This is a genomic window from Nitrospinota bacterium (assembly GCA_009873635.1).
In the GTDB taxonomy this organism is placed as follows: domain Bacteria; phylum Nitrospinota; class Nitrospinia; order Nitrospinales; family VA-1; genus LS-NOB.
The window spans coordinates 1-4,964 of record WAHY01000050.1 but is presented as its reverse complement, the minus strand read 5'-3'; the positions used below and the strand labels follow the sequence as shown (position 1 = coordinate 4,964).

At 39.7% G+C, this 4,964-nt stretch carries 3 protein-coding genes; 2 read left to right on the top strand and 1 reads right to left on the bottom strand.

The features are described from left to right. The first annotated feature begins 430 nt into the window (after positions 1-430). Complete coding sequence (locus F3741_12890; protein MZG31672.1) at positions 431-3,031, top strand: FAD-dependent oxidoreductase; 2,601 nt, start codon at positions 431-433, stop codon at positions 3,029-3,031. Between the two features lie 45 nt (positions 3,032-3,076). Next, positions 3,077-4,381, top strand: coding sequence for an aminomethyl transferase family protein (locus tag F3741_12885; GenBank protein ID MZG31671.1), 1,305 nt, complete (start codon positions 3,077-3,079; stop codon positions 4,379-4,381). A 31-nt stretch (positions 4,382-4,412) separates the two neighbouring features. On the opposite strand, the gene F3741_12880 is transcribed toward F3741_12885, so the two are convergent. Further along, positions 4,413-4,964: glycine cleavage system protein T (locus F3741_12880; GenBank protein ID MZG31670.1), on the bottom strand; the 552-nt coding region annotated here is incomplete at its 5' end.

Genomic DNA, 4,964 nt, shown 5'->3' with positions numbered 1-4,964 from the left:
TTTGCCCAAGGTATTCTTGAGGCATTTCCAAATGGTATAGAATTCAAAATTACTGGTATTACAGCTGAAAATGAACGGGTTGCCGTCGAGGTAGCAGGAGATGCTATTCATGTCTCAGGTAAGCCTTATAATAATTTTTATCATTTTTTACTTAAGATTAAAAATGGAAAAATCATTGAATTGAAAGAGTATATGGACACACAATTAGCTTCTAAAATACTTCTTGATAAATAAAAATTAAGAACTTATCCATTCAAAATTTTGCTCTAAAAATAAATTTTTTTAACTATTCTTCTTTTGTAAAAAGTGTATAAATTTTATACAAAATAAGAACTAAAAAAACACTTAAAAAAACAATGGACAGTTATATTTTCTGGGCTTATTATCAAAAAAGTTAATAAAAAAATAATAAATATTTAAGGACTTTTTCATGACGCAACAATCCTCTAAATTCCCCTCTGAGGCAGAAGTAGTTATTGTTGGTGTTGGGGGTATTGTTGGGTCGATGGTTGCCTACTGGCTTGCTGAGCTGGGACAAAAAAATATTGTAGGTCTAGAAAAATCTACCATTATTCCTTCAGACATAGCTTCAACTGCTCACGCTTCAGACTTTGTCTATAACACTACTCACGACAAGTTAGGCTGTTGGGCAACAAACTTTAGTAGAAAGTTTTATGAAGACAATGGTTTTTTTTTAAAAAAAGGTGGCTTGGAAATCTGCCGTAAAGATGACGACGCTCGCTGGGAAGAACTTAAGCGTAAGGTTGAATCAGGAAAAGCTTTTGGGACTAACATAAGGTTAATTTCTGCCTCAGAAGCTAAAGAAAAATTTCCTCTTTTAGATGAAGAGTCCATTAGAGGAGCAATGTGGGACCCAGATGCTGGTCTAGTTACACCCCGCTCACAGGATGTTGTGAACTTTGCGGTGGAAACTGCAAAAGAAAAAGGTGCGCTGTCTACATTCACTGACACGCCAGCTATAGATTTTGATGTTGAAAACGGTCGCATTACTGGAGTCAAGACTGATAAGGGAACAATCAAAACAAATAAAGTTGTTATAACATCTGGAATATGGGGGCCCTTAATGGGTAAAAAAGCCGGCGTTCCAGTGCCCTTAATGCCTGTAGAACACCCTTTACTATTTTTTGGTCCTCTCCCAGAAATTCAGGGAACAGAGGAACTGCTTGTTTATCCCCTACTTCGTGATCAAGGTAACTCGGCATATGTGAGAGACACTGGCAGGTTGCATGGAGGCATGCTTGAGTGGGGATATTACGAAGACAAAGAACCTAGATTAGTTGAACCTGAAGATATTGGTAATCCAGAAAAAACGATGATCTCCGATTCAATGAGATATCTCGATCTTGAAGAGGTGGCAGAGCCTCTTGAAAAGGCATTTGAAACTACACCCATTCTCAATGAACTAGGTTGGGATGAAAAGAGCTCATTTAATGGCTTGCTCTCGGTAACACCTGATGCTGGATCGTTAATTGGAGAGAGCCCTGAGGTAAGAGGCTTTTGGTTGTGCGAAGCAGTTTGGGTAAAAGACGGTCCCGGATGTGCAAGATTGCTTGCTGAGTCAATGATTCACGGCAAAACTCAAATGGATATGCACTCTTTTGATATTGCAAGATTCTACCCTGCACAAAAAGAAAAGGCTTTCGTAAAAACACGATCTTTTGAAAATGCTCAGACCATCTACACTCCTGCCGTTCACCCCAGAGAACCCTATATTAGCCATAGAGAGTTGTATGTTAGCCCCTTTTATCAAAGAGAAAAGGAGCTTGGTGGATTCTTTGATAATGAAGTGGCTGGTTGGGAAAGAGCCTTGGCTTATGAAAGTAATGAACAAAAGCTAGAAAATTATTTAAAAGAAATTCCTGTCAGGGAAAATGAATGGGATCGAAGGCATGTGCCCTATGAAATTGCTAATGCGGAACATCTTGCAATGAGTGATTCCGTTGGCATGATCAACTTATCTCACTTCCCTATTATGGATATCAAAGGTAAGGATGCTGAGAGAATGCTGGAATATTTATCCGTGGCAAAAGTCGGCGGTGATACCCCTGAAGGAAGAATGATTTATACCAACTTCCTAGATGAAGACGGTGGAGTGCATGCAGATCTGACTATTTCTCGTTTAGGCAAAGATCGTTATCGCGTTGTTACTGGCGGTGCAGATGGCAATCGAGATTGGGTAACTTTGCGTAACTATCGTGATGATAATGGCTTAGATGCTGAGATTAAAATTCGCACTCATGACATAGCAACGCTGGGATTATGGGGGCCTCAGGCAAAAAATGCTCTAGGTCATTTTATTGACCCTAATGAAATTTCAATAGAAAACTTCCCTTTTGCAGCTGCGAAAAACCTCACGTTAAATTTAGCTGAAGGAAAAAAAATTGATGTATGGGCATCACGTATTTCCTATGTTGGAGAAAGTGGTTGGGAAATTTATTTAAATAATGATAGTCAAGAAGGTCTTGCGCTATATGATTCATTGCTGGAGGTTGGAGTCGTGCCAGTTGGTATTGAAACTTATGCAAACAGTCGCCGCCTTGAAAAAAGCTTTAGACTTCAGGGAGCAGATCTTGAAACTGAATACAATGCTTGTGAATCTGCTATCGAAAGACGCTTAGTAAAAGAGGCAGATTTTCATGGCAAGGCAGCGCATTTAGCGCACAGAGAAGAGGAACCCAGTGCAATTTTATGTACGATGACAATAGATGATCTCAATGTATCAGGCAGCATGCGTTATCCAGTAGGAAACTCACCAATCATTGATCCTGCATCTGGCGAAGTGCCAATTGATAGTAAAGGTCGAAGATCTTATGCCACTGGCATGTCCTACTGCCCCTCGATTAAAAAATTTGTAGTAATGGGTTATTTACCAAAAAATCTTGCTGTTCCAGGGAAATCACTTTTACTAGAGTACTTTAATGAGAATGGTGATGGGGTGTACCCAATGACCGTTCAAATAGCTGGCAAAGGATCTTTGTATGATCCAAAAAATGAGAGGGTGCGTGCTTAAATAGTTTCAATGTAATAACTTAATATATCTAAGGGGGGTATAACAATGAAAAATCCAAATCATCCTAGTGTGGATCAAAGCGATCGTGTGGTTCCTTATAATTTAAGGCAAAGTGGTCGAACGCCTACTGAGTTATTAATCTCAACTAGAGTAAGAAAATCACCATTTTGGCATTTATCTCATGAAGCAGGTTGCTGGAGAGCAACGGTTTATAACCGAATTTACCATCCTAGAGGATACGTAAGGCCTGAAGATGGTGGCGCCATGGTTGAATATGAAGCCTTGGTTAATCGGGTAACTATGTGGAATGTTGCTGTTGAAAGACAGATATGCGTTAAAGGTCCTGATGCAGAAGCCTTCACAAATTTTGTTATAACGCGTGATGCAACAAAAATTGAACCTGGAAATGGTAAATACGCTATTTTATGCAACGAAAAAGGCGGCGTCTTGAACGACCCTGTTTTATTGCGAATAGCAGAAGATGAGTTCTGGTTCTCTATTTCTGATAGCGATCTCTTGCTATGGCTTCAAGGGGTAAATGTATCTAAAAAATTCAATGTAATGATTGATGAAATTGATGTCTGTCCTTTGCAGATTCAAGGCCCTCTTTCTGAAGATCTTATGGCTAAACTCGCTGGTGAAGAACTTAGAGAGATTCCCTACTACGGTCTGATGGAGACTAAAATTAATGGGGCATCTGTGGTCATTAGTCAAACTGGATTCACAGGTGAAAAAGGCTACGAGATTTATGTGCGCGATGCCCATGAAAATGCTGAAATTGTTTGGAATGCAGTTCTTGAGGCAGGTGAAGAGTTTGGATTAATGGTTATTGCGCCTGCACATCATCGTCGTATTCAAGCAGGCATCTTATCTTGGGGGCAAGACCTCGATCATGAAACATCACCATTTCAGGTAAACCTTAGTTATCAGGTTCCTAGAAACAAAGAGGCTGATTACATTGGTAAAGAGGAACTAGAAAGGCAGAGAGCTGAAATTGATGCAGGAGATTTCCCATTTAAAATGCGAATGGTGGGTCTGATTTTTGGTGGTAAAGAGATCACAGATTATGCTCCTGATTTTTGGTTGATTGCTGATACTGATGGCAATGACATGGGCTATATCACTTCACCGTGGTGGTCTCCAGAGCTTGAAACGAATGTTGCATTGGGCTGGGTTCCCTGGACATCGTCTGAAATAGGAACCAAACTCCAGGTTAAGCTGCCTGATGAGTATTCTGAATCGCCTGGAGTGGCAGCTGATGGTGAAATTGTTGAGGTACCTTTCAGAGAGTCTGTTAATCCAAACAAAAGAGAGGTTCAAAAGGCCAAAGGTCTTGATTTTGCTGATTAATTGAATGTAGGCCGATTTTTTATGAATCGGCCTATTTTTTTGCCCTATCAAACCACGGCAAGTCTACGACCACGGCCTCAAGAGATTGATCTGAATTTGAAATTAAAATCTCTTGCCCGACCTTGGCATGTTCAATTTCTAAAAATACGTATGCTATATTTTTTTGTAGTCTTGGAGAAAAAGCCATAGCCGTCATAGTACCAACTCTCTTTTCATCAATAAGAACAGGTAGATAATCCTCATTAGAACTTTCTATTGGATCGCCTTTGATTTCTGCTCCCATTAATTTTTTTGTTGGCCCTCGCTGACTGATTTCACGTAAAGCTTCTTTGCCAATAAAATCATCCTCTTGATCAAGATCAATCATCCAGTCAAGACCAACTTCAAAAGGGTTATTAGTGCGATCAAAATCAGCTAGATAACTCAATATACCGCCTTCTAATCGAAAGATAATATTGGGTCCACCAGGAGAAATATTAAACTCTTGGCCAGCTTGCCAAAGCATCTCCCATAACTCATTTCCCTTGGAGTAATCTTGTAAAAAAATTTCATAGCAAAGCTCTCTGCTGTAACCCATTCTGGC

Coding starts and splice junctions, on each gene's coding strand:
- F3741_12885 (MZG31671.1), top strand. CDS start 3,077: ATGAAAAATCCAAATCATCCTAGTGTGGATCAAAGCGATCGTGTGGTT.
- F3741_12890 (MZG31672.1), top strand. CDS start 431: ATGACGCAACAATCCTCTAAATTCCCCTCTGAGGCAGAAGTAGTTATT.